Origin of the sequence: Pseudoalteromonas sp. BSi20439 (genome assembly GCF_000241165.1) — a bacterium.
Taxonomy (GTDB): Bacteria; Pseudomonadota; Gammaproteobacteria; order Enterobacterales; family Alteromonadaceae; genus Pseudoalteromonas.
Map to the genome: position 1 here is coordinate 83,432 of NZ_BADW01000223.1, position 24,487 is coordinate 107,918.

At 43.2% G+C, this 24,487-nt stretch carries 19 protein-coding genes and 1 tRNA gene; 14 read left to right on the forward strand and 6 right to left on the reverse strand.

What is annotated here, in order from left to right; translation table 11 throughout:
• Positions 1-159: 159 nt before the first annotated feature.
• Genes cysQ through cysG form a run of 6 tightly spaced genes read right to left on the reverse strand, consistent with a single transcriptional unit; the run spans position 160 to position 7,113 of the window.
• Positions 160-930, reverse strand: a complete 771-nt coding sequence (gene cysQ / locus P20439_RS17685; protein WP_008468822.1) for a 3'(2'),5'-bisphosphate nucleotidase CysQ — start codon at positions 928-930, stop codon at positions 160-162.
• A gap of 9 nt (positions 931-939) precedes the next feature.
• Positions 940-1,533: an adenylyl-sulfate kinase gene (cysC, locus tag P20439_RS17690; RefSeq protein WP_008108444.1), complete on the reverse strand. Its 594-nt coding sequence runs from the start codon at positions 1,531-1,533 to the stop codon at positions 940-942.
• A gap of 33 nt (positions 1,534-1,566) precedes the next feature.
• Positions 1,567-3,291 carry an SLC13 family permease gene (locus P20439_RS17695; protein ID WP_008108446.1) on the reverse strand — a complete coding sequence of 575 codons (1,725 nt, stop codon included), beginning with the start codon at positions 3,289-3,291 and terminating at the stop codon, positions 1,567-1,569.
• A gap of 33 nt (positions 3,292-3,324) precedes the next feature.
• Positions 3,325-4,749 (reverse strand): sulfate adenylyltransferase subunit CysN, encoded by a 1,425-nt coding sequence (gene cysN / locus P20439_RS17700; protein ID WP_008468825.1) that lies wholly within the window; start codon positions 4,747-4,749, stop codon positions 3,325-3,327.
• The gene (gene cysD, locus P20439_RS17705) at positions 4,749-5,648 is read right to left on the reverse strand and encodes a sulfate adenylyltransferase subunit CysD (protein ID WP_008108450.1); all 900 of its coding nucleotides are present in this window, start codon (positions 5,646-5,648) and stop codon (positions 4,749-4,751) included. Before cysD ends, cysN begins: the two co-directional genes overlap by 1 nt.
• A gap of 43 nt (positions 5,649-5,691) precedes the next feature.
• Positions 5,692-7,113 carry a siroheme synthase CysG gene (gene cysG, locus P20439_RS17710; protein ID WP_008468828.1) on the reverse strand — a complete coding sequence of 474 codons (1,422 nt, stop codon included), beginning with the start codon at positions 7,111-7,113 and terminating at the stop codon, positions 5,692-5,694.
• A gap of 265 nt (positions 7,114-7,378) precedes the next feature.
• Here cysG and deoC point away from each other — a divergent pair, with 265 nt between their 5' ends.
• The 14 genes from deoC to fusA all read left to right on the forward strand — a co-directional run bounded on the left by deoC (position 7,379) and on the right by fusA (position 24,388).
• Entirely contained in the window at positions 7,379-8,131 is a 753-nt protein-coding gene (deoC, locus tag P20439_RS17715; RefSeq protein WP_008468830.1) for a deoxyribose-phosphate aldolase, read from the forward strand.
• Positions 8,115-8,615 carry a hypothetical protein gene (locus P20439_RS17720; protein WP_008468831.1) on the forward strand — a complete coding sequence of 167 codons (501 nt, stop codon included), beginning with the start codon at positions 8,115-8,117 and terminating at the stop codon, positions 8,613-8,615. Before deoC ends, P20439_RS17720 begins: the two co-directional genes overlap by 17 nt.
• Positions 8,616-8,784: 169 nt before the next feature.
• Positions 8,785-8,861, forward strand: a tRNA-Trp gene (locus P20439_RS17725).
• A gap of 130 nt (positions 8,862-8,991) precedes the next feature.
• Positions 8,992-9,369: a preprotein translocase subunit SecE gene (secE, locus tag P20439_RS17730; protein WP_008468833.1), complete on the forward strand. Its 378-nt coding sequence runs from the start codon at positions 8,992-8,994 to the stop codon at positions 9,367-9,369.
• A gap of 4 nt (positions 9,370-9,373) precedes the next feature.
• A complete protein-coding gene (gene nusG / locus P20439_RS17735) occupies positions 9,374-9,931 on the forward strand; it encodes a transcription termination/antitermination protein NusG (protein ID WP_008108460.1) in 558 nt (185 codons plus the stop codon).
• A 217-nt stretch (positions 9,932-10,148) separates the two neighbouring features.
• Entirely contained in the window at positions 10,149-10,577 is a 429-nt protein-coding gene (gene rplK / locus P20439_RS17740) for a 50S ribosomal protein L11 (protein WP_008108462.1), read from the forward strand.
• Between the two features lie 4 nt (positions 10,578-10,581).
• Positions 10,582-11,286 carry a 50S ribosomal protein L1 gene (gene rplA / locus P20439_RS17745; RefSeq protein ID WP_008108463.1) on the forward strand — a complete coding sequence of 235 codons (705 nt, stop codon included), beginning with the start codon at positions 10,582-10,584 and terminating at the stop codon, positions 11,284-11,286.
• Positions 11,287-11,606: 320 nt separating this feature from the next.
• Positions 11,607-12,101 (forward strand): 50S ribosomal protein L10, encoded by a 495-nt coding sequence (gene rplJ, locus P20439_RS17750; protein ID WP_008108464.1) that lies wholly within the window; start codon positions 11,607-11,609, stop codon positions 12,099-12,101.
• 74 nt (positions 12,102-12,175) lie between these two features.
• Entirely contained in the window at positions 12,176-12,538 is a 363-nt protein-coding gene (gene rplL / locus P20439_RS17755) for a 50S ribosomal protein L7/L12 (protein ID WP_008108465.1), read from the forward strand.
• A gap of 269 nt (positions 12,539-12,807) precedes the next feature.
• Positions 12,808-16,833, forward strand: a complete 4,026-nt coding sequence (gene rpoB / locus P20439_RS17760; protein WP_008468836.1) for a DNA-directed RNA polymerase subunit beta — start codon at positions 12,808-12,810, stop codon at positions 16,831-16,833.
• A gap of 104 nt (positions 16,834-16,937) precedes the next feature.
• A complete protein-coding gene (rpoC, locus tag P20439_RS17765; protein ID WP_008108469.1) occupies positions 16,938-21,110 on the forward strand; it encodes a DNA-directed RNA polymerase subunit beta' in 4,173 nt (1,390 codons plus the stop codon).
• A 193-nt stretch (positions 21,111-21,303) separates the two neighbouring features.
• Positions 21,304-21,678, forward strand: a complete 375-nt coding sequence (gene rpsL, locus P20439_RS17770) for a 30S ribosomal protein S12 (RefSeq protein ID WP_002958885.1) — start codon at positions 21,304-21,306, stop codon at positions 21,676-21,678.
• A gap of 97 nt (positions 21,679-21,775) precedes the next feature.
• Positions 21,776-22,246, forward strand: a complete 471-nt coding sequence (gene rpsG / locus P20439_RS17775) for a 30S ribosomal protein S7 (RefSeq protein ID WP_010392135.1) — start codon at positions 21,776-21,778, stop codon at positions 22,244-22,246.
• Between the two features lie 27 nt (positions 22,247-22,273).
• Entirely contained in the window at positions 22,274-24,388 is a 2,115-nt protein-coding gene (gene fusA / locus P20439_RS17780) for an elongation factor G (protein ID WP_008108486.1), read from the forward strand.
• Positions 24,389-24,487 lie beyond the last annotated feature (99 nt).

Genomic DNA, 24,487 nt, shown 5'->3' on the forward strand with positions numbered 1-24,487 from the left:
TTTTAGTGCACTTTATCATTCGTGGACAAGTTCTTGTTTAGTGCGAAATAGCGAGGATGGTTAACGGGTACTTGTTGGGTTTCGTTCCACTCAACCCAACCTACGGTGTTTAGGTTTACATCGAGCTGCTCGTGGCTAACAGCTCGAAGCTCTTAGCTTTTATTCTTCCACCGCACTCACCACAAAATATGGATTCAAATACTCATCTTTGGTGTTATAAATAAGCGGGGTGCCATCGAGCTTAGTTACTTTAGCGCCGGCTATTTCGGCAATGGCATGCCCCGCGCCTGTGTCCCATTCGCAGGTTGGGCCTAAGCGGGGGTAAATATCAGCACTGCCTTCGGCGACTAAACACAGTTTCAGTGAGCTGCCTTTTGACACCATTTCAACCTCATCAAAGCGTTTTACAAATTCAGCTAAATCGGGGGAAGGGTGCGAGCGGCTGCCTACAACACGAATGAGGCCTTTGTTAGGCTTAGTGGTGACTTTAAGCTCGATGCGCTCATCGCCTTTGTCTTTAAAAGCACCAATGGCTTCAGCGGCTATGTACGATACACCTAGCGCAGGGGCATCAACCACAGCTAAAACTGGTTTGCCGTTTTCGATTAGGGCAATATTAACGGTAAACTCGCCGTTCTTTTTAATAAATTCTTTGGTGCCATCAATTGGGTCAACCAGCCAATAGCTGTTCCATGTTTGGCGTACGTCCCAACCAATGTCGGCACTTTCTTCACTCAATACAGGAATATCGGGAGTGAGCTTTTTTAGTCCGGCACTAATGATTTTATGAGCTGCTAAGTCGGCGTCGGTTACGGGGCTTTCATCAGCTTTGTATTCAACGTTAAAGTCTTTGTTGTAAATACCCATAATCGCGCTTCCCGCTTCGCGAGCGAGAATAAGGGTTTCTTCTAGCAGTTCAGTTTGGTTCATTAGATGGGCCTATAGTATATGCTGATGTTTTAGATACGTTATCAGTTGAGCTACCGATTGGTCTAGGGTGTTTTTACTGGTATCTAAAATTATTTCAGGATTAACTGGCGGCTGGTAAGTAGAATCAATCCCGGTAAAGTGTTTAATTTCACCAGCGCGCGCCTTTTTATATAAGCCTTTTGGGTCGCGACTTTCACACACCTCAAGAGGGGTGTCGATGAATACCTCGATAAATTCACCCTCATCAACTAACTCACGAACCATGTCGCGCTCAGCTTTAAAGGGAGATATAAACGCAGTAAGGACTAACAAACCAGCGTCAACCATTAGCTTGGCGGTTTCGCCTACGCGGCGGATATTTTCAACGCGATCGGCATCACTAAAGCCTAAATCTTTACATAAACCATGGCGTACATTGTCGCCATCAAGTAGGTACGTGTGCGCACCTTGCTGATTGAGTGCTGCTTCTAGTGCATTCGCAACGGTACTTTTACCTGAGCCAGAAAAACCAGTAAACCATAAAATAGCCGGCTTATGCTTTTTTTGTTCGCTGCGCTGTACTTTAGTGGTGGCGTAATTATGCCAAACAATATTGTTATCCATTTGCTGTGTCTCTTTATGCTATAAACGCGGGCATTAAAACGGAAATACCAGCGGGATCAAAGTCAGTACGGTGATTGAATAAATAATAGAAAGCGGTAGTCCCATCATTACATAGTCTTTTAGTCGGTAGTTACCCGCGCTATAAACCATTAGATTAGTTTGATAACCAAAAGGTGAAATAAAGCTGGCTGAAGCGCCAAATGCAACCGCCATAATAAACGGTAAAGGTTCTACGTTAAAGCCAATGGCTAATGAGTAGGCAACCGGAAACGATAGCGCTGCTGCGGCATTATTAGTGATTAATTCGGTAAATAATACGGTCATTAAAAATATAGCGATAAACGCGCCATAGGGGCCAAAGTCGCCTAGCACTACAAACATAGCGTCTGATATTTGCCCAGCAAGGCCGGTGCCTATCATCAGCTTAGCTAAACCTATGGCACTGCCTACTACGGCAAGTAACTCAATAGGAAAGCGGCGTTTTATTTCGCTCAGCTTAATCGTGCCACACAACATCAGCCCAATAAGTAACACTAATAAGCCTTTAACCAGCGGTACTACACCTAAAATACTTAATCCCAGCACACCTGCAAAACTTAACAATACAATGTTTGATTGTTTTGCACCGAGGTGGGTTTGTAAATCAAGCCCTGAAATATACACAAATTCGCGCTTTAAGTTAGTTAAGTCATAAAAGCTTTTACCAGGGGCGAGGATTAATGAATCACCCGCTTGTAAGCGCACTTGCCCAAGCCCGCCTTGTAAGCGGTCGTGACCACGGCGAATAGCAATAACGGCCGCATGAAATTGCTCTCTAAAGCGGGCTTCTTTTACCGTTTTGCCAATTAATTTAGACGACTGACTAACGACAACTTCAACGAGGTGTTCTATGTCTTTTTCGTGTTTGTCATGCACCACTTTTAAGCCGTCAAAACGAGTAAGTAAAGGTACCGACTTTATATCGCCTACAAACAGCAGTATGTCGTCTTGTTGAATAATATGTTGCGGGGTCACGGCGCAAATGCGGTTGCCATCGCGAATAATTTCAGCCAAAAACAAGTCTTTTAAATCGCGTAAACCGTTTTCTTCTACGGTGCGGTTTATTAGTTTAGAACCACTTTGTACTTTCCCTTCTAAATAAAAAGGCACCACCTCTTGGCTATTTTTACCATTGTCGGGCAGGCATTTTAGCATCACTAAAATAGTGATTAAGCCAATACTGAGTGCGCCCAAACCCACCAAGGTAAAGTCAAAAAAGCCCAATGGCGCCATACCGGCATCTACTGCAAAACCATTTACAATTAAGTTAGTAGAGGTACCAATAAGCGTAATCGTCCCCCCTAAAATAGCGGTGTACGATAAGGGTAACAGCAGCTTTGAAGGGGAGTGATTTGGGTTATCCTTTATGGCGGTAATTAAAGAGGCAACCACCGCGGTATTATTAGTAAACGACGATAAAAAGGCGGTAGAAAGCCCTAATTTAGTTACTGACTTAACTAAACTACCACTGGATAACGATTTAGCTAAGCGTTGAATAAGTGTGGTTTTTTCTATCGCTATCGACACTAAAATTAATAACACTAAAGTAATTAATGATGAGTTAGTGTAATTAACCAGCATGCTTTCTAAATCTATTAACCCGGTTAGGTAGCTGGTGCCTATGGCACTAACAAATAACCATGCAGGATTAATACGGGTGCCAAACAGGCACCCGACTAAAAGCAACATAATGCCTGTTAAAATGAGCTGTTCTACCATGCTTTAAATGTTCCTAACAGGCGTTCATTAACGTTATAGCTTTGAGATATCAAGCGCTTGCCAATGCGGGAAGTGCTTGCGTACGAGGGCATTAAATTCAACTTCAAAGTCGCTAAATTGTCCCGCGTTTTCTTCACTTTGCAGTACCTGTTCTATCATTCCCGCTGCAACCGTTAAGTTTGATAAACGATCAATAAGAATAAACGAACCGGTTTCATGATTATGATGGTACTGATCGGCTAAAATAGTCTCGGTCAGCTCCAGTGTCACAATCGCAATTTCGTTTAACTGCAATGAATCTGCACTGCCATGCTCTAGCGTGTTTACATCAATTGTGTGATCAATTTTTGTGACCATGGCCGAGGTGTTTTTACTGCCAAGCTTAAGGTTGTAGCTTTTACCGAGTACCAATGGTGACTCGTGCATCCACACAATTTTAGCCTGTAATTGGTTGGTTACTTGAGCTTGCGAATTCGCAGGTACAATAACGTCTCCTCGGCTAATATCTATTTCAGTGTTGAGGGTCACTGTAATTGCTTGGCCAGCTTCGGCGGTGTCGAGGTTGCCATCAAAAGTAACAATTTCTTTAATATGTGATGTTTTACCTGAAGGCAGTACCTTCACTTCATCACCTACACGTAATTTACCCGATGTAAGCGTGCCTTGAAAACCCCGGAAGTTTAGATTAGGGCGTACCACGTATTGCACCGGAAGACGCGCTTCAAAACCGGTGTCAATTTCAGCTGCTGGTGAGTCTTCTAACAGCTCAAGCAACGGCTTGTCGGTGTAATAAGGAGTATGTGCAGAGCGGGTTACTACGTTATCGCCTTTAAGTGCCGACATAGGCACAAACTTAATGTTTGATACGTTAAGTTGCTCGGCAAATTTTAAATAGTCAGCTTTAATTTTTTCATAAACCGTTTCGTCAAAATCAACAATATCCATTTTGTTAACCGCAACCACAAACTGCTTAATACCTAATGAGTCACAAATAAAACTATGACGTTTAGTTTGTACCTGCACACCATAACGTGCATCCACTAAAATAATGGCAACATCACTGGTTGATGCACCGGTAACCATGTTACGGGTGTACTGCTCATGCCCTGGGGTGTCGGCAATAATAAACTTACGCTTAGCGGTTGAGAAATAACGGTACGCTACGTCAATTGTTATGCCTTGCTCACGCTCAGCTTGAAGGCCATCAACTAACAGTGCTAAATCAAGCTCTTCACCGGCGTTACCCACTTTTTCGTTATCTTTATGAAGCGCGGCTAGCTGATCTTCATAAATTTGGTGACTATCGTGCAGTAGGCGGCCAATGAGGGTTGATTTACCGTCATCCACACTGCCACAAGTCAGCATACGCAATAAGCTTTTATCTTGTTGACGTGCTAGGTAAGCGTCTATACCAATTTCTTTTACTTCGTTAAACGTATCGTTATTTAGGTTAGACATTAGAAATACCCCTCACGTTTTTTCTTCTCCATAGAGCCTGCTGAGTCATGATCGATCACTCGACCTTCACGTTCAGATGACGATGAAAGCAGCATTTCTTCAATAATTTCGGTTAGATTGCTGGCGGTAGATTCAACTGCACCAGTCAGCGGGTAACAGCCTAATGTTCTAAAGCGAACCGACTTCATTTGCGGTACTTCACCTTCATTAAGCGGCATGCGATCGTCATCAACCATAATTAGCGTGCCATCGCGCTCTACCACAGGGCGCTCTTTAGCAAGATACAGTGGCACCATTTCGATGTTTTCTTGATAAATGTATTGCCAAATATCTAGTTCAGTCCAGTTAGATAGTGGGAATACACGAATGCTTTCACCTGGGTTCACTTGGCTGTTATAGGTATTCCAAAGCTCAGGGCGTTGGTTTTTAGGATCCCAGCGATGGTGTTTATCACGAAATGAGTAAACACGCTCTTTGGCGCGTGATTTCTCTTCATCACGACGTGCGCCACCAAATGCGGCATCAAAACCGTATTTATTCAGCGCTTGCTTTAGCCCTTGAGTTTTCATGATATCGGTATGTTTACCCGAACCATGCGTGAATGGGCCTACACCCATTTCGATGCCTTCAGGGTTTTTGTGTACGATTAAATCAAAGCCGTACTCTTTAGCTAAACGGTCGCGAAACTCAATCATTTCACGAAACTTCCAGTTGGTGTCTACGTGTAATAACGGAAATGGAATCTTTGCAGGGTAAAATGCTTTACGTGCTAAATGCAAAAGTACCGATGAGTCTTTACCGATTGAGTAAAGCATAACTGGGTTCTCAAACTCAGCGGCGACTTCGCGCATGATTTTGATACTTTCAGCTTCAAGTTGCTGAAGGTGAGTTAAAGCCATTGTTGGTCGTCCTACTAAAATGATTAAATTAAAATCTGTTAAATTACGCTACGTCTGTCAGCGGTTGAGCAAAACTACTGATCTGCGCTTTTTCGCCAAACCAGTGTAATTGGTCATGCAGTGAGGCTACTTCACCGATAATCAGTAACGCGGGCGAAATTATTTGATGCTGCTCAATTAACTGTGCTAATTGGTCTAACTGTCCTGTGACAACACGTTGATTTTTACGGGTGCCGTTTTCAATAATTGCCACTGGTGTTGTTGCTTCTCGCCCATGTTTTAATAGCTCAGCTTGAATATGCGGCGATTTAATCACCCCCATATAAATAGCCAGTGTTTGGTTTTTTTGAGCAAGCGACTGCCAATTAAGCTCTTGGCCTTCCTTTTTACAGTGACCAGTAACAAATTGAATAGCTTGGGCATGGTCGCGATGCGTTAAAGGAATGCCTGCATAGGCACTACAGCCTGCGGCCGCTGTTATACCTGGCACTATTTGGTAATTTACGTTATTGGCTGCCAGTACTTGTACTTCTTCGCCACCACGGCCATAAATAAACGGGTCGCCCCCTTTAATACGGCATACTTTTTTACCTTGCTGCGCTAAATCAACTAGCATCTGATTAGTATCTTCTTGAGCTACGCTATGATCGCCTAAGCGTTTACCCACACAAATTAAATCAGCATCGCGGCGCACTAATTCCATGATTTCATCGGAAACCAAGTAATCATATACCACCACATCGGCTTGTTGCATTAGTTGCAATGCTTTTAGTGTGAGTAGCTCTGGATCCCCTGGGCCTGCACCCACTACGTATACTTCGCCTTCTGGTTCAACTTTGGCATCTAGCATTTGCCCTAATTGTTGCTCAGCGCCATGGGTGTCACCGGTTTGGACTTTACTCACTACTGATGAATCAAATACGCCTTCCCAAAACTGCCGACGATCGGCAAAGTGTTTAAAGCGCTGTTTTACTTTATGGCGAAAGCCACCGACTAAGTTGGCTAGCGGGCCAATATGTTGCGGGATAAGTGTTTCGAGCTTTTCACGTAAACGCCTTGCTAATACTGGCGCGGTACCTGCACTTGAAATCGCAATGGTAATTGGGTTGCGATCAACAATAGAGGGGAAAATAAAGGTACATTTAGGTTGATCATCGACCACGTTTACAAACACATTACGTGCATTGGCGAGTTCAAAAACCGTATTGTTAACTTCATCATTGTCGGTGGCGGCAATAATCAAAATTTTGCCATCAAGATGTGACTCTTCAAAATAGGCATCTATTAATGTTACTTCATTGTTGTGAGCATGCTCTTTTAATTCATCACAAAACCATGGGGCAACTAAGGTTACAGCGGCACGCGCTTTTAAGAACGCGCGGCATTTTCGCAAGGCAACCTCTCCACCGCCAACTACCAATACTGGCTTGTTGTCGAGTTTGGTAAAGATAGGTAAATATTGCACTGAGTAACGCCCCTAAAAAAGATAATAAAGTGTATAAAGCAAAGGCAGAATATAGCGGCTATTGATAAGTAAAAAATAATTAAATCTTAGTTGATATACTTAAAAGTTATATAAACTGTGTTTTTTAGGTCTAAATCTTATTTAGTAAGGGGTGGAGTGCTGTTTAGTATAAAAAACACGCTTATAGTGTTTGGTTATGAGCTATAGCAAGATTAAGCTATGATACGTATATAGTTTAAGGTTTCTAAAATTTCATGGGCATAAAATGACAAATAACATTCAAAACGCCATGCTGGCTGTTAGTTTAATGGATTTAACCAGTTTAAACACCGATGATAGTCAAGCTAGTATTAATGCATTAGTAAACAGTATTGATCCTAAGTTAGGCACGCCTGCTGCAGTTTGTGTGTTTAGTGAATTTGTAGATGATGCAAAAATAGCACTCGCTAATCGGTTATTGAGTCATGTAAAAGTGGCCACCGTAACTAACTTTCCCTCTGGTGATGCGCCACTCAATGAAGTGCTCAATGAAACACTAATAGCTATAGAGCGGGGGGGCGATGAAATTGACTTAGTCATTCCTTACAAAGCACTTATAAAAGGTGAAGCTGATACGGTGCTGGAATACGTGAGTGAAAGTAAAAAAGCATGTGGTAGTCGCGCTAAACTTAAAGTGATTATTGAAAGCGGTGAACTAAAAACACCTGCACTTATTGCTCAAGCAACCGAGCTTGCTATTCAAGGGGGAGCTGATTTTGTAAAAACCAGCACCGGTAAAGTCGCGGTTAACGCCACGCTTGAAGCAACTGAAATTATGCTTAAAGTTATTAAAAAGTCATCAAAACCAGTTGGCTTTAAGGCCGCTGGCGGGGTAAAAACCTCTGTAGATGCCAATGCTTATATGCAACTAACAACCGAGATTATGGGCCATGATTATTTAGCTCCAGAGACATTTAGGTTTGGCGCTTCATCGTTGTTAAATAACGTTTATAAGGTCTTGAATGAAACGCAGCAGTGATGCCGAAAAACAACAATTAGAGCACGGTGCAGCTAAGTTGTTTTTGCGTTGCTATGAACAGCAAACCGGCATTCATATGCGCCACATTTGGCATAATGAACCCGATAGACCTGATGTAAGCTGTTATCAAGCAAATGAGCAACTCGATATAGAAGTAGCGCATTTATACGCTAGTGAAACCGAAGCAATGGCCGTGCTAGGCCGACCACTGTCGATACAAATGCAGCGTGACTTAGCTGACATGGCTCAACAGCCCAGTGAGCATCGACTGCAATCAGCATTAGGACGATTGCTCAAACAAAAAGCGACTAAGCGTTATTACTCAAAACGTACCTGGTTGTTAATTCGTAACGCCAGTACTATTTGGCATAAGAGTGATTTTGAAGCGGTAATAAAAAAAGTAGCCTTTCCAAAAACCCATCAATTTGAGCAAATTTGGTTGTTATGTGATTTTTATAAAGGTGAGTTATTACGAGTAGATTAACGAAAGAAGAGGCTAGTTTGTATCAATAAAACGCTTCTAAACGGATGAAAGCGACAGGATTAATCTGATTATCGGGTCTGTAAACTTATTAACCGCGAAGATTTTATCAGATGGGTATCTTTACTCTTGTGTTAATGAATTGCGTAAGTATAATAGGCATCCACTTTGCAGGGGCGTAGTTCCAATTGGTAGAACAGCGGTCTCCAAAACCGACGGTTGGGAGTTCGAATCTCTCAGCCCCTGCCAATTTTTACAAAGTGAGCAAAGTCTAGAACTAAAAATCGGTTTAAGTAAGCTTGTTTTTAAGTTTAGATTTTAATGGATTAACCCTGTCGACGTGCAGGGTTGTTGTGTCTGTAGTTAAGGTAATAATATTATGAGCACGAATGTGGAAACACCATCAAGTGGGATGGATGCGGTAAAGTGGCTTGTGGCAATTGCGCTACTTGCAGGCGCAGTAGTTGGTAATTATATGTATGCAGATCAGTCTGTATTATTACGTGCTATTGGTGTTGTTGTTGCCGTTGCAGCGGGTTTAGGCATCGCAGCAGTAACTGAAAAAGGACGTACCTTTCTAGCTTTTGCAAAAGAAGCACGTATTGAAGTACGTAAAGTAGTTTGGCCAACGCGTCAAGAGACAACGCACACGACATTAATCGTAATGGTTGCAACAGTGATTATGGCATTAATCCTTTGGGGATTAGATGGCATATTATTCCGCGCTGTAGGCTTTTTAACTGGATTGGAGATCTGATCCCATGTCGGATGAGAATAACGAAAAGAAACTACGTTGGTACGTAGTACAGGCTTTCTCAGGTTATGAGAAGCGTGTTGCTCAAACTTTATTAGAGCACATTAAAATCAAAGGTCTAGAAGATAGCTTTGGTGAAGTATTAGTTCCTACTGAAGAAGTAGTAGAGATGCGTGCTGGTCAAAAGCGTAAATCTGAGCGTAAATTCTTCCCAGGTTACGTACTAGTACAAATGGATATGAACGATGCAAGCTGGCACTTAGTAAATAGCACTGAACGTGTTATGGGCTTTATTGGTGGCACATCAGACCGTCCTGCGCCTATCAGCACTAAAGAAGCTGATCGTATTCTTAACCGTCTACAAGAGAACGCAGAAGCGCCTAAACCAGCAACATTATTTGAGCCGGGTGAAGTGGTTCGTGTTACTGATGGTCCATTTGCAGACTTTAGTGGTGTGGTTGAAGAAGTGGACTACGAAAAGAGTCGCGTTAAAGTGTCGGTACTTATTTTTGGTCGTTCTACGCCAGTTGAACTTGAATTTGGTCAAGTTGAACAAGATAAGTAATTGATTTAAAGCGTCGCGTCAAAAGTTTTTAAATTTTTGGCACGAAGCTTGAAAAAGGCCGCTGATTAACTTATAATCAGCGGCCTTTTTGTATTCAGGGAAAACCTTTGTTTAACTGTTTACTAAAAAGTGAGAAACCAATTTTTAAACTGGGAAGCCGCTAGAGTACGCGTCCTCGCGCGCACAAGGCTAAGACCCACCTAATGAGGTATTTATAATGGCTAAGAAAGTTGAAGCTCTAATCAAGCTACAAGTTGCTGCTGGTATGGCTAACCCTAGTCCTCCAGTAGGTCCAGCACTAGGTCAACACGGTGTAAACATCATGGAATTCTGTAAAGCGTTCAATGCACGTACAGAATCTATCGAAAAAGGCGCTCCAGTTCCTGTAGTGATCTCTGTTTACGGCGACCGTTCATTTACGTTCGACATGAAAACGCCACCGGCTGCTTACTTACTTAAGAAAGCTGCAGGTATCAAATCTGGTTCAGGCCGTCCTAACACTGAAAAAGTAGGCACAGTAACTCGTGCTCAACTTGAAGAAATCGTTGAGACAAAGAAACCAGACCTTACAGCTTCTGATTTAGAAGCTGCGGTTCGCACTATCGCAGGTTCTGCGCGTGCGATGGGCTTGAACGTAGAGGACTAAGATAATGGCTAAATTAACTAAACGTATGCGTACTATCCGCGAAAAAGTGGAAGTAACTAAAGATTACGAAATTAACGAAGCAGTTGCTCTTTTAAAAGAACTAGCAACAGCTAAATTCGTAGAAAGTGTTGACGTTGCTGTTAACCTTGGTATCGATGCTCGTAAATCTGATCAAAACGTTCGTGGTGCGACTGTACTACCTAACGGTACTGGTCGTGACGTTCGTGTTGCTGTATTCACTCAAGGCGCTAATGCAGAAGCTGCAAAAGAAGCCGGTGCTGAATTAGTAGGCATGGAAGATCTTGCTGAACTAGTTAAGAAAGGCGAGATGAATTTTGACGTTGTTGTTGCATCACCAGACGCTATGCGTGTTGTTGGTCAACTAGGTCAAATCTTAGGCCCACGTGGTCTAATGCCAAACCCTAAAACTGGTACTGTAACACCTAACGTTGCAGAAGCAGTTAAAAATGCGAAAGCAGGTCAAGTGCGTTACCGCAATGACAAAAATGGTATCATCCATACTACGATTGGTAAGGTTGATTTCACTGCTGAGCAGTTACAACAAAACCTTGAAGCTCTAATTGTTGCACTTAAGAAGGCTAAACCTTCTCAAGCTAAAGGTGTTTACTTGAAGAAAGTAACTATCTCTACAACAATGGGCGCAGGTGTTTCTGTTGACCAAGGCACTTTAAGCACAGTTGTTGCTTAATTGAGTGTTTACATGGCGTGAAATTTGTACTATAATTTTGCGCCATTTTGCTGATTAATTTAGTTAATCGCAAAGTAAAGAATTCGGGTTGAAGTCCATAATTTCGAAGCGCCTTCGGGCAACGCGATAAATTGGGCTTCCGTCCAAGACCGTAGGCGGCTTCGGCCTTAATATTACCTACGTAGACGGTGTGAATCCCCAGATAGATTTTTCCTAATCTTCTGGCTCTCGCCGTAAAAAGCATCTCCACCTTTATTGGTGGGGAAGAGTAAAACAGGGAAGCCGATGTACGGTAACCCATTAAACCAGGAGTAACACCCATGGCTTTAAATCTTCAAGGCAAAAAGGCAATTGTTGCTGAAGTCAACGAAGCAGCCACTGGTGCTCTATCTGCAGTAGTTGCAGATTCTCGTGGTGTAACAGTTGGTGCAATCACTGCCCTTCGTAAAGAAGCTCGCGAAGCGGGTGTTTGGATGAAAGTTGTCCGTAACACTCTAGCTAAACGTGCTCTTGAAGGAACAGACTTTGAATGCCTATCTGATTCATTTGTTGGTCCAAGCTTAATCGCTTTCTCATCAGAGCACCCAGGTGCTGCTGCGCGTATCTTTTCAGACTTCGCGAAAAAGAATGAGAAATTTGAGCTTAAAACGGCCGCTTTTGAAGGTAATGTAGTAGATGCAGCTATGCTTGCAACTCTACCTACATACGACGAAGCTGTTGCACGCTTAATGAGCGCTATGAAAGAAGCGTCTGCTGGTAAATTGTGTAAAACAATTGAAGCAGTACGTGTACAGAAAGAAGAGCAAGCTGCTTAATTTTAAGCTGTTTAATCCCTTTCGGTGTAAATTTATTTGGACCTTAGAGTCCGTTAATTATTAGGAAATTTGTAATGTCTGTAACTAAAGACCAAATCCTTGACGCAATTGCTGAAATGTCAGTAATGGACGTTGTTGCTCTAGTTGAAGCAATGGAAGAAAAATTCGGCGTAACTGCTGCAGCTGCTATGGTAGCAGGTCCTGCTGCTGAAGCTGCTGAAGAGAAAACAGAATTTGACGTAATCCTTACTGGCGCTGGCGCTAATAAAGTTGCGGCAATCAAAGCTGTACGTGGCGCAACTGGTCTTGGCTTAAAAGAAGCTAAAGCTCTAGTTGAAGCTGCTCCAACTCCAGTTAAAGAAGGTATCTCTAAGGAAGAAGCTGAAGCTCTTGCTAAAGACCTTACAGAAGCTGGTGCTGAAGTTGAGGTTAAGTAATCTAGCTTTTGCTAGGTTCGCTGCCTGAGAAATCAGGCAAGGGCTGGTGATTATTTAATCACCGGCCTTTTTGCGCTATAGAGCGACTATTCTTATAGCGCAAATAAAATCTGATTTATTCTTTAATTTCAACGCTTTATAGTTTGCTAGTGTTGAGGTGGGATTAAGTTGGAACAACAGTTAAATGTTGTACATCTTGGCATAGATGCCAGTTAAGTCTGTTCTTACAAGAACAGGTCGGGTCAAAGATCAGCAAGCTGAGGAACCCCATGGCTTACTCTTATTCTGAAAAGAAACGTATCCGTAAGGATTTTGGTAAACGTCCACAAGTTTTGGATATACCTTTCTTACTGTCAACACAGTTAGAATCGTTTAAAAAATTCTTAGTCCCGGACGCTGATGGCGATCATGGTTTGGAAGCTGCCTTCCGTTCTGTGTTCCCAATTAAAAGCTACTCGGGAAATTCTGAGCTTCAATACGTAAGTTATCGTATTGGTGAGCCAGTATTCGATGTAAAAGAATGTCAAATTCGCGGTGTGACTTATTCTGCTCCACTTCGCGTGAAACTGCGTCTTGTAGTAATGGACAAAGAAGCTCCAGGCACAGTTAAAGACATTAAAGAGCAAGAAGTTTACATGGGCGAAATTCCGCTCATGACCGATACCGGTACTTTTGTAATCAATGGTACAGAGCGTGTTATCGTTTCTCAGCTACACCGTAGCCCTGGTGTATTCTTTGATAACGACCGCGGTAAAACTCACTCGTCAGGAAAAGTGCTTTATAACGCACGTGTAATTCCTTACCGTGGTTCATGGTTAGACTTCGAATTTGATGCAAAAGATAACTTGTATGTACGTATTGACCGTCGTCGTAAATTACCGGCGTCTATCATCTTACGTGCACTTGAGTACACGAGTGAAGAAATCTTAGATATCTTCTTCGATACTACTGCGTTTGAAATCGCTGACGGTAAAGTTCTTATGGAACTTGTACCTTCACGTTTACGTGGTGAAACTGCCGCTTTTGATATCAAGAGCGAAGACGGTGAAGTCCTTGTTGAAAGCGGTCGTCGTGTTACGGCTCGTCACATCAAGAGCATCGAGAAAAAAGGCATTAAGCAATTAGAAGTACCACATGAGTACATCATTGGCCGCGTATTAGCGAAGAACTATGTTGATGAATCAACAGGTGAAATCATTGCTACTGCGAATGACGAGCTAACGCTTGAAATGATGGCTGAATTGGTTAAAGCCGGTCACACTACTATTGATACGTTATACATCAATGAAGTGGACAGCGGCGCTTACATGTCAAATACATTGAACATTGACTCGTCAAGCAACCGTTTAGAAGCACTAGTAGAAATTTATCGCATGATGCGCCCAGGCGAGCCACCGACGAAAGACGCGGCTGAAGCCTTATTTGAGAACTTATTTTTCTCAGAAGAACGCTATGACTTATCAACAGTAGGTCGTATGAAGTTCAATAGCCGTGTTGGTTACGATTCAGACACAGGCCCTGGCACATTAAGCAAAGAAGACATCGTAGCGGTTATGAAAGTATTGATTGCTATTCGTAACGGTGTTGGCGATGTTGATGATATAGACCACTTAGGCAACCGTCGTATACGTAGTGTTGGCGAAATGGCTGAGAACCAATTCCGTGTAGGTTTAGTACGTGTAGAACGTGCTGTACGTGAGCGTTTAAGCTTAGGTGACCTAGATGCGATCATGCCACAAGATCTTATTAACGCTAAGCCTATTTCGGCAGCTGTTAAAGAGTTCTTCGGCTCGTCTCAGTTATCACAGTTTATGGACCAAAATAACCCGCTATCAGAAGTAACGCACAAGCGTCGTATTTCTGCATTAGGTCCGGGCGGTCTAACACGTGAGCGTGCTGGCTTTGAAGTACGTGACGTTCACGTAACTCACTACGGTCGTGTATGTCCAATCGAGACTCCTGAGGGTCCAAACATCGGTCTAATTAACTCATTGTCTACGTATGCACGTACCAATGACTACGGTTTCTTAGAAACACCTTACCGCAAAGTGGTAGACGGTGTAGTAACTGATGAAGTTGATTACCTATCAGCCATTGAAGAAGGTCAGTTTGTTATCGCACAGGCGAACTCAAACTTAACTGAAACCAATGAGTTTGTAGATGAACTTATTCCATGTCGTCACAAAGGTGAATCAACCTTTATGGGTCGCATGGACCAGCAATATATGGATGTATCACCACAACAGGTGATCTCTGTAGCGGCCGCACTTATCCCGTTCCTAGAACACGATGATGCTAACCGTGCATTGATGGGTTCAAACATGCAACGTCAAGCAGTACCAACATTGAAAGCGGATAAGCCGTTAGTAGGTACTGGTATTGAGTTAACACTAGCGAAAGATTCTGGTGTAACGATTGTTGCTAAACGTGGTGGTGAAGTAATGTATGCCGACGCAAGTCGCATCGTTGTTAATGTACATGAAGAAGAACGCATCCCTGGTGAAGCGGGCATCGACATCTACAACTTAACCAAGTACACACGTTCTAACCAAAATACATGTATTAACCAAAAGCCGACTTGTATGGTTGGTGAACCGGTTACTCGTGGCGATGTGTTAGCAGATGGTCCTTCGACTGACTTAGGTGACTTAGCCCTTGGTCAAAACCTTCGCGTGGCATTCATGCCATGGAACGGTTACAACTTCGAGGATTCAATCTTACTATCAGAGCGCGTAGTTGAAGAAGATCGTCTAACGACTATTCATATTCAAGAACTACAGTGTATCGCCCGTGATACTAAATTAGGCTCAGAAGAGATCACAGCAGATATCCCGAACGTGGGTGAATCTGCACTAGGCAAGCTTGATGAATCAGGTGTTGTATATATTGGTGCTGAAGTTAAAGGCGGCGATATCCTAGTAGGTAAAGTGACTCCGAAAGGCGAAACGCAATTAACTCCTGAAGAAAAGCTACTACGTGCTATCTTCGGTGAGAAAGCGTCTGACGTTAAAGACAGCTCTTTACGTGTACCAAACTCTGTAACTGGTACTGTAATCGACGTACAAGTTTTCACCCGTGATGGCGTTGAAAAAGATAAACGTGCGTTAGAAGTTGAAGACATGCAGCTTCGCGAAGCGAAGAAAGACTTCAACGAAGAGTTCCGTATTCTAGAAGCTGGTGTTTTAGACCGTGCACGCAAGTTACTTGTGGCAGCTGGTTTCGATGAAGACAACTTAGCGTCACTGAATGCTGAAAAGTTACTAACTCAAAGCCTTGCTGAAGAAGACAAGCAAGCTGAACTTGAGCAACTAGCTGCACAGTACGATGAGCTTAAAGCTGAATACGATAAGAAGTTTGAAAACAAACGTCGTAAAATTACCCAAGGTGATGACTTAGCACCAGGCGTACTTAAGATTGTTAAAGTATACCTAGCTGTTAAACGTCGTATCCAACCAGGTGATAAAATGGCGGGTCGTCACGGTAACAAAGGTGTTATCTCGACTATCGTACCAGTAGAAGATATGCCATACGATGACAAAGGTCGTACGGTAGATATCGTACTAAATCCACTAGGTGTACCATCGCGAATGAACATCGGTCAGATCCTTGAAACACATATGGGTCTAGCTGCACGCGGTATTGGTGAGCGCTTAGAAGAAATGATGAAAGAGCAACGCGAGCTTCATGAGCTACGCGCATTCATCAAACAAGCTTATGAGATCGGTGAATCTCGTCAGGTTGTGGATATTGCTAGTTTCTCTGATGACGAGATTCGTCGTTTAGCTGAAAACTTGAAAGGTGGTTTACCGATTGCTACTCCTGCATTTGATGGCGCGAAAGAAAGCGAAATCAAAGACATGCTAGAGCTAGGCGGCTACCCTAGAAGTGGTCAGGTTACACTTTATGATGGCCGTACTGGCGATCAGTTTGAACGTCAAGTAACTGTAGGTTACATGTACATGCTTAAACTTAACCACTTGGTTGACGATAAGATGCACGCACGTTCTACTGGTTCTTACAGCCTTGTTACTCAGCAGCCGCTGGGTGGTAAAGCACAGTTCGGTGGCCAGCGTTTTGGTGAGATGGAAGTATGGGCACTTGAAGCTTACGGTGCTGCTTACACGCTACAAGAAATGCTAACAGTGAAATCGGATGACGTGAACGGTCGTACTAAGATGTATAAAAACATCGTTGATGGTAACCATAAAATGGAACCAGGTATGCCAGAATCGTTCAACGTATTGTTGAAAGAAATCCGCTCACTGGGTATCAACATCGAGTTGGAAGAAAATTAAGCCAATTAGATGCTGCAGTTAACGCTGCAGCATCTGTTATGGCTGAATAGAATGTAGGGACGAGAACATCCGTCCTCAAGATTAACTCCGACAGGAGAGCTAAGGTGAAAGACTTACTTAAGTTTCTGAAGCAACAAAATAAGACCGAAGAATTCGATGCAATTCGCATTGGTCTTGCTTCACCAGACATGGTTCGTTCATGGTCATACGGTGAAGTAAAGAAACCTGAGACTATTAACTACCGTACTTTCAAGCCTGAGCGCGATGGCTTATTCTGTGCCCGTATTTTCGGCCCAGTGAAAGATTATGAGTGTTTATGTGGTAAATATAAACGCCTTAAACACCGTGGTGTGATCTGTGAAAAGTGTGGCGTTGAAGTAACACTCACTAAAGTGCGTCGTGACCGTATGGGTCATATAGAACTGGCAAGTCCAGTTGCGCATATATGGTTTTTAAAATCATTACCGTCACGTATCGGCTTAATGCTTGATATGACGCTTCGTGATATTGAACGTGTTCTTTACTTCGAATCATTCGTAGTAACTGAGCCTGGTATGACAACGCTTGAGCGTGGTCAACTATTAGGTGAAGAAGAATACCTAGATGCACTTGAAGAGCACGGCGATGAGTTTGAAGCGAAGATGGGTGCTGAAGCAGTATTAGACTTACTGCGTGAACTCGATCTTGCTCAATTAATTGCAGAAATGCGTGAAGAGTTACCAACAATTAACTCTGAAACTAAGCGTAAAAAGATCACTAAACGTCTTAAGTTAATGGAATCGTTCCACCAATCAGGTAATAACCCTGAGTGGATGATTATGACAGTACTTCCAGTATTGCCACCTGACTTACGTCCATTAGTACCACTAGACGGTGGTCGTTTTGCGACATCTGATCTAAATGACCTTTACCGTCGTGTTATTAACCGTAATAATCGTCTTAAGCGTCTACTAGATTTAGCTGCACCAGATATTATCGTACGCAACGAAAAACGTATGTTACAAGAAGCGGTCGATGCGCTACTTGATAACGGTCGTCGTGGTCGTGCAATTACAGGTTCTAACAAACGTCCACTTAAATCGCTTGCTGATATGATCAAAGGTAAGCAAGGTCGTTTCCGTCAGAACTTACTTGGTAAGCGTGTAGATTACTCTGGCCGTTCTGTAATCACGGTTGGTCCTACACTTAAGCTTCATCAGTGTGGTCTTCCTAAGAAGATGGCATTAGAGCTTTTCAAACCATTCATCTATGGCAAATTAGAACGTCGCGGCATGGCTACGACAATCAAAGCAGCTAAAAAGATGGTTGAGCGTGAAGTAGCGGAAGTATGGGATGTACTAGACGAAGTAATTCGTGAACATCCAGTATTACTTAACCGTGCACCAACACTTCACCGTTTGGGTATCCAAGCGTTTGAACCTGTGCTTATCGAAGGTAAAGCGATTCATTTGCACCCATTAGTATGTGCGGCCTACAACGCCGATTTCGATGGTGACCAAATGGCGGTACACGTACCGCTAACAATTGAAGCGCAGCTTGAAGCTCGTGCGTTAATGATGTCTACAAACAACATCTTATCGCCAGCTAATGGTGAGCCAATCATCGTTCCTTCACAGGACGTTGTATTAGGTCTTTATTACATGACGCGTGATCGTATTAACGCGAAAGGCGAAGGCGCCGTTTTTAAAGATCCAAAAGAAGCAGAAAAAGCATACCGTAGTGGTAATGCCGACCTTCACGCGATAGTGAAAGTACGTATTAGCCAATCAGTTAAAAACGAAGAAGGTGTTGTTGAAGACACTGTAACCGTGATTGATACTACTGTTGGCCGTGCGATTCTGTCTCTAATTTTACCAAAAGGCATGCCGTATGAGTCAATCAACCAAGCCCTAGGTAAAAAGCAGATTTCTGGCTTAATTAATGAGTGTTACCGTCGTCTTGGTCTAAAAGACACAGTTATGTTTGCTGACCAAATCATGTACACCGGTTTCCACTATGCAATGAAGTCAGGTGTTTCAATTGGTATCGATGACTTAGTTATCCCACCAGTTAAAGCATCAATCATTGAATCAGCTGAAGCTGAAGTAACTGAAATCAACCAACAATTCCAATCAGGTCTTGTAACGGCTGGTGAAAAGTACAACAAAGTTATCGATATCTGGTCACGTGTAAATGAAAACTTATCACGTGAAATGATGGCCAACTTGTCAAAAGACACGGTTATCAATGCCCAAGGTGAAGAAGTAGAGCAACCGTCATTTAACTCAGTGTTTATGATGGCCGACTCAGGTGCTCGTGGTAGTGCCGCTCAGATCCGTCAGCTAGCAGGTATGCGTGGCCTAATGGCACGTCCAGATGGTTCAATCATTGAGACGCCAATCACGGCTAACTTCCGTGAAGGTCTAAACGTACTTCAGTACTTCATCTCAACGCACGGTGCGCGTAAAGGTCTTGCCGATACAGCACTGAAAACAGCGAACTCGGGTTACCTAACGCGTCGTCTAGTAGACGTTGCACAAGATTTGGTAATCAATGAAGACGATTGTGGCACAGAAGATGGCTTAACAATGAAACCGCTAATTGAAGGTGGTGACGTTGTAGAAGCACTTCGTGAACGTGTACTAGGTCGTGTTGTTGCTGAAGATGTTGTAATTCCAGGTACTAATACAGTACTTGTAGAGCGTAACATCATGCTTGACGAAAAACTGTGTGACCTTTTAGAAGAGCACTCAGTAGATGAAGTTCGTGTACGTTCAGTTATCACCTGTGATAACGACTTTGGTGTTTGTGCTAAGTGTTATGGTCGTGACCTTGCACGTGGTCATATCATCAACGCGGGTGAATCAGTAGGTGTTATCGCGGCACAATCAATCGGTGAGCCGGGTACACAGCTTACGATGCGTACCTTCCACATCGGTGGTGCGGCATCAAGAGCGTCTGCTGAAAATAATGTACAAGTTAAAACAAACGGTACATTAAAACTTCACAACGCTAAATATGTATTAAATACAGACGGTAAGATTGTTATTACCTCACGTTCTACCGAGATCACTATCATTGATAGCTATGGTCGTGAGAAAGAACGTTATAAAGTACCTTACGGTGCGGTATTAACAGTGCAAGACAATGCAGAAGTTCAAGGTAACGACATCGTTGCTACTTGGGACCCGCATAGTCACCCAATCGTTCTTGAGCATAAGTCAAAAGTATCGTTCAGCGATATCGATGATTCAAACACTGAAGCACAGACTGATGAACTAACCGGTTTAACCCGTGTAGTTGTTAAAGATCTTGCTAAAGCGAATGCGAAAGAGCCGAAACTTATCATTGAAAGTGATGAGCGTGGCTTGCAAGAAACGCGTCTTCCTTCATTCACCACGATTGAAGTAACTGACGGCGCGACTGCAAACCCAGGTGACGTGTTAGCACGTATTCCGCAAGAAGGTTCGAAAACTCGTGATATCACGGGTGGTCTACCACGCGTAGCCGACTTATTTGAAGCGCGTAAGCCGAAAGATCCAGCTATCTTAGCTGAAATCACCGGTACGATTAGCTTCGGTAAAGAGACTAAAGGTAAGAAACGTTTAGTTATTACACCAGCTGAAGGCGATCATTACGAAGAAATGATTCCTAAGTGGCGTCAACTTAACGTGTTTGAAGGTGAGCAAGTGTCTAAAGGTGAAGTTATCGCCGATGGTCCAGAATCACCGCATGACATCTTACGCCTACGTGGTGTGACTCATGTTGCTAACTACATTGTTAACGAAGTGCAAGAGGTTTACCGTTTGCAGGGCGTTAAGATCAATGATAAGCACATTGAAACTATTATTCGTCAAATGCTACGTAAATGTATCATTCTAGACGGTGGTGATACTGAGTTCTTAGCCGGTGAGCAAATTGAAGTGGCACGCGTTAATATCGCAAACCGCGACCTTGAAGCTCAAGGTAAGATCCCAGCTAAGTTTGAAATCCAGTTAATGGGTATCACAAAAGCATCACTAGCGACAGAATCTTTCATCTCAGCAGCCTCGTTCCAGGAGACAACTCGTGTCCTAACTGAAGCCGCTGTAAATGGTAAGAGCGATGAACTACGCGGTCTGAAAGAAAACGTAATTGTGGGTCGATTGATCCCAGCCGGTACCGGTTTTGCGTATCATCAAGAGCGTATGGCTCGTCGTAAGCAAAAAGACGTTGTTGAAGAGCAAACGGTAAGTGCAGAAGAGGCAACTCAAGCACTAACTGATGCTTTAAACGCGGATTTATCTGGAAATCAATAAACCGAACCTAATCAATAGATTAGAGTTTCGCAAGGCAGTTATCTGCTGCCTTGCGAGCGGTTTAGGTTGACAGGTCAATCTTTGCTCATTAAAATTCCGCCACCCATTTACTTGCACGTTTAAAACATGCTGGTAAAACAAGGGCGGATTTTTTATTTTTTCAGTAGTAATTTTAATTTCAGGAGCTATTTAAATGGCAACTATTAACCAGCTAGTGCGTAAGCCACGTCGTAGCAAGGTTACTAAAAGTAACTCAGCTGCGCTTAAAGCGTGTCCGCAAAAGCGTGGTGTATGTACTCGCGTATATACAACTACACCTAAGAAACCAAACTCGGCGTTACGTAAAGTAGCTCGTGTACGTTTAACTAACGGTTTCGAAGTAACTTCATACATCGGTGGTGAAGGTCATAACCTTCAAGAGCACAGTGTAATCCTAATCCGTGGTGGTCGTGTTAAAGATTTACCAGGTGTGCGTTTTCACACTGTACGTGGTGCACTTGACTGTGCAGGCGTTAGCGACCGTCGTCAAGCTCGTTCTAAATACGGTGCAAAACGCCCTAAAGGCTAATTGTTTTCCGTTAGTAAGGCCAAGCACTAAATATTATTAATTATTGTTTTGGGTGATTGTTCCAAAAGGACAAACCTGAATAAACCGGAGATACAAAATGCCTAGAAGACGCGTAATAGGTCAACGTAAAATTCTTCCAGATCCTAAGTTCGGATCGGAACTTCTTGCTAAATTCGTTAACATCGTAATGTTAGACGGCAAGAAATCTACTGCTGAAAAAATCGTTTATGGTGCGCTAGACGTGGCTGCTGAGAAATCAGGCAAGTCGCACCTAGAAATCTTTGAAACTGCACTTGATAACATCCGCCCACAGGTAGAGGTTAAATCTCGCCGTGTTGGTGGTTCAACTTATCAAGTACCAGTTGAAGTACGTCCAGTACGTCGCAACGCATTAGGTATGCGTTGGTTAGTAGACGCTGCACGTAAGCGTGGCGAAAAATCTATGGGCTTACGTTTAGCTCAAGAAATCGTTGACGCTGCTGATAATAAAGGCACTGCGGTTAAGAAACGTGAAGACGTTCACCGTATGGCTGAAGCGAACAAAGCATTCGCTCATTACCGTTGGTAATCTGTCCTTAACCTTTAAGAGGATTTTATGGCACGTACAACTCCACTTGAGCGTTACCGCAATATCGGTATTTGTGCTCACGTAGATGCAGGCAAAACCACCACAACAGAACGTGTTCTGTTCTACACAGGTCTTTCTCATAAGATCGGTGAAGTACATGATGGCGCCGCAACTATGGATTGGATGGAGCAGGAACAAGAGCGTGGTATCACAATCACTTCTGCTGCAACAACGTGTTTCTGGAAAGGGATGGACGCGCAATTTGACGACCATCGCATCAATATTATTGATACCCCAGGACACGTAGATTTCACTATCGAAGTAGAGCGTTCTTTACGTGTACTAGATGGTGCGGTAGTTGTTCTTTGTGCTTCATCGGGTGTACAGCCGCAAACTGAGACAGTTTGGCGTCAAGCGAACAAATACGAAGTTCCGAGAATGATCTTCGTAAATAAAATGGATCGCACGGGCGCTGACTTCTTAACGGTTGTAAGCCAGGTGAAATCTCGTCTTGGAGCAACGCCTGTTCCAGTCCAGCTGCCTATTGGCGCTGAAGACGACTTTAAAGGTGTTATTGACCTTATTAAAATGAAAGCCATTAACTGGAATGATGAAGACCAGGGGATGACTTTCTCTTATGAGGCAATACCGGCAGAACTTCAGGAACTAGCCGAAGAATGGCGCTCTCACTTAGTTGAAAGCGCTGCTGAAGCTACTGAAGAACTAATGGATAAATACTTAGAAGGTGAAGAGTTAAGCGAAGCAGAAATTAAAAATGCTTTGCGTCAACGCACATTAGCGAACGAAATTGTTCCCATGACGTGTGGTAGTGCATTTAAAAACAAAGGTGTTCAAGCTGTGCTTGATTGCGTTGTTGAATATATGCCCTCACCAACACAAGTGAAACAAATCCAAGGTATCTTAGAAAATGGTACTGAGGAAGAGCGTCCTGCTGATGATAAAGCGCCGTTTGCTGCACTTGCTTTTAAGATTGCAACAGACCCGTTTGTTGGCACTTTAACCTTTTTCCGTGTTTACTCTGGTACTGTTAAACAGGGTGACGCGGTATATAACCCAGTAAAAAGTAAGCGTGAGCGTCTTGGTCGTATCGTTCAGATGCATTCAAACTCACGTGAAGAGATCAAAGAAGTCTACGCAGGCGACATCGCGGCGGCTATTGGTCTCAAAGACGTAACAACAGGTGAGACACTGTGTGATCCGAACTCTATCATTACGCTTGAGCGTATGGAGTTCCCAGAACCAGTGATCTCTGTTGCGGTTGAGCCTCGCACAATCGCTGACCAGGATAAAATGGGTATCGCGCTAGGAAAACTAGCGGCAGAAGATCCGTCTTTCCGCGTACAAACTGACGAAGAATCAGGCCAGACTATTATCTCTGGCATGGGTGAACTTCACCTTGATATCATTGTCGACCGTATGAAACGTGAATTCAGTGTTGAATGTAACGTTGGTAAGCCGCAGGTTGCATACCGAGAAGCTATTCGTTCAACTGTTGAAGTTGAAGGGAAGTTTATACGTCAATCAGGTGGTCGTGGTCAATATGGTCACGTCTGGCTTAAACTTGAACCGATGGATATTTCGGATGATGAAGCCCCAATTTACGAGTTCGTTAACGAAACCGTAGGTGGCTCAGTACCGAAAGAATACATCCCTGCGGTAGACAAAGGTATCCAAGAGCAAATGGCTCAAGGTGTACTGGCAGGCTACCCATTACTTGGTGTTAAAGCGACTTTATATGATGGTTCATTCCATGATGTAGATTCGAATGAAATGGCATTTAAAATAGCAGGTTCACTGGCTATGAGACAAGGTGCGCTAGATGCAAACCCTGCACTTTTAGAGCCAGTAATGAAGGTTGAAGTACTCACTCCTGAAGCAAACATGGGTGATGTAGTTGGCGACCTAAACCGTCGTCGCGGCATGATCGAAGGCATGGAAGATGCACTTGGTGGCCTTAAGCAAATTAATGCTGTGGTACCACTCTCTGAAATGTTCGGTTATGCGACTGCTTTACGATCTGCAACACAGGGCCGTGCCTCATACTCTATGGAGTTTTTGAAGTACGCTGAAGCCTCTAAGCAGGTTGCAGATACAATAATTTCAGCTCGCGCTGTAATATGATTTTTAGCTTGTTTAACTTAATAGTGAGTTAGACTTTAATTTCTTTATTAGGAATTTTTTAAGATGGCAAAAGCAAAGTTTGAACGCGTAAAACCGCAT

What these genes read in the sequence shown, in the direction of transcription:
- cysQ (WP_008468822.1), bottom strand. Translation starts at nt 930, where the DNA reads ATGAACCAAACTGAACTGCTAGAAGAAACCCTTATTCTCGCTCGCGAA.
- cysC (WP_008108444.1), bottom strand. Translation starts at nt 1,533, where the DNA reads ATGGATAACAATATTGTTTGGCATAATTACGCCACCACTAAAGTACAG.
- P20439_RS17695 (WP_008108446.1), bottom strand. Translation starts at nt 3,291, where the DNA reads ATGGTAGAACAGCTCATTTTAACAGGCATTATGTTGCTTTTAGTCGGG.
- cysN (WP_008468825.1), bottom strand. Translation starts at nt 4,749, where the DNA reads ATGTCTAACCTAAATAACGATACGTTTAACGAAGTAAAAGAAATTGGT.
- cysD (WP_008108450.1), bottom strand. Translation starts at nt 5,648, where the DNA reads ATGGCTTTAACTCACCTTCAGCAACTTGAAGCTGAAAGTATCAAAATC.
- deoC (WP_008468830.1), top strand. Translation starts at nt 7,379, where the DNA reads ATGACAAATAACATTCAAAACGCCATGCTGGCTGTTAGTTTAATGGAT.
- P20439_RS17720 (WP_008468831.1), top strand. Translation starts at nt 8,115, where the DNA reads ATGAAACGCAGCAGTGATGCCGAAAAACAACAATTAGAGCACGGTGCA.
- secE (WP_008468833.1), top strand. Translation starts at nt 8,992, where the DNA reads ATGAGCACGAATGTGGAAACACCATCAAGTGGGATGGATGCGGTAAAG.
- nusG (WP_008108460.1), top strand. Translation starts at nt 9,374, where the DNA reads ATGTCGGATGAGAATAACGAAAAGAAACTACGTTGGTACGTAGTACAG.
- rplK (WP_008108462.1), top strand. Translation starts at nt 10,149, where the DNA reads ATGGCTAAGAAAGTTGAAGCTCTAATCAAGCTACAAGTTGCTGCTGGT.
- rplA (WP_008108463.1), top strand. Translation starts at nt 10,582, where the DNA reads ATGGCTAAATTAACTAAACGTATGCGTACTATCCGCGAAAAAGTGGAA.
- rplJ (WP_008108464.1), top strand. Translation starts at nt 11,607, where the DNA reads ATGGCTTTAAATCTTCAAGGCAAAAAGGCAATTGTTGCTGAAGTCAAC.
- rplL (WP_008108465.1), top strand. Translation starts at nt 12,176, where the DNA reads ATGTCTGTAACTAAAGACCAAATCCTTGACGCAATTGCTGAAATGTCA.
- rpoB (WP_008468836.1), top strand. Translation starts at nt 12,808, where the DNA reads ATGGCTTACTCTTATTCTGAAAAGAAACGTATCCGTAAGGATTTTGGT.
- rpsL (WP_002958885.1), top strand. Translation starts at nt 21,304, where the DNA reads ATGGCAACTATTAACCAGCTAGTGCGTAAGCCACGTCGTAGCAAGGTT.
- rpsG (WP_010392135.1), top strand. Translation starts at nt 21,776, where the DNA reads ATGCCTAGAAGACGCGTAATAGGTCAACGTAAAATTCTTCCAGATCCT.
- fusA (WP_008108486.1), top strand. Translation starts at nt 22,274, where the DNA reads ATGGCACGTACAACTCCACTTGAGCGTTACCGCAATATCGGTATTTGT.